The organism is Nocardioides sp. CPCC 206348, assembly GCF_048654705.1.
Taxonomy (GTDB): Bacteria; Actinomycetota; Actinomycetes; order Propionibacteriales; family Nocardioidaceae; genus Nocardioides.
In genome coordinates, this window is record NZ_JBMCZA010000158.1 from 1 (window position 1) to 835 (window position 835).

The 835-nt window shown below is 70.9% G+C and carries 1 protein-coding gene and 1 pseudogene; both read right to left on the reverse strand.

The window, feature by feature from the left end:
* Positions 1 to 218 (reverse strand): annotated as a pseudogene (locus ACOADB_RS11480) (acyl-CoA dehydrogenase); the annotation flags it as partial.
* A partial coding sequence (locus tag ACOADB_RS11485; protein ID WP_378598327.1) for an acyl-CoA dehydrogenase family protein occupies positions 215 to 835 on the reverse strand: 621 nt, incomplete at its 5' end. The pseudogene ACOADB_RS11480 and the gene ACOADB_RS11485, both read right to left, overlap by 4 nt.

An 835-nucleotide genomic window follows, 5' to 3' on the forward strand; every position in this document is an offset into this window, starting at 1 on the left:
CGCCCGAGCGCCTCGTACGCGACACAGAGCTCGACGGGCGTGGCCTCGGTGGCGAGCATGGTCAGGCCTTGCTCGGCCAGCCGCTGCCACAGCTTGAGGCCCGCGGCGTGGTCGCCGTCGGCCCAGGCACGCGCGGCGCCGACCGGGTCGGAGGCGGCGAGCAGCGACTCGAGGGAGGACGCGAAGTCCTGCTGGTCGGTGGTGAGTTCGAACCTCACTTCTGCACTCCCTTCGGCTCGCGCGGCAGGCCGAGGATCCGCTCGGCGATGATGTTGCGCTGGATCTCGTTGGTGCCGGCGTAGATCGGGCCGGACAGGGAGAACGTGTAGCCGTCGAGCCAGCGGGACTCGAGCTCGGCGGACGATCCGAGGAGGTCGAGGGCGGTCTCGTGCAGGGCGATGTCGAGCTCGCTCCACCAGACCTTGTTGATCGACCCGGCAGCGCCGATGTCCCCGCCGTCCTTCAGCTTCGTCACCGTGCCCCAGGTGTAGAGGCGGTAGGCCTCGGCCTTGATCCAGGCGTCGACGACGGCGGTGGTCGCCGCGTCGCGGTCCGGGCTCTCAGGCGTCTCGTCGTAGAACGAGACGAGACGGTCGGCGGCAGCGGTGAACCGGCCGGGGGAGCGCAGCGAGAGGCCACGCTCGTTGCCCGCCGTGCTCATGGCCACGCGCCAGCCGTCGCCGGGGGCGCCGAGCACGTCGGCGTCGGGGACGAAGACGTCGTCGAAGAAGACCTCGGCGAATCCGGCCTCGCCGTCGAGCTGGGCGATCGGGCGCACCGTGACGCCATCGGCGTCGAGCGGGAACAGGAAGTAGGTCAGGCCGGAGTGCTTCTG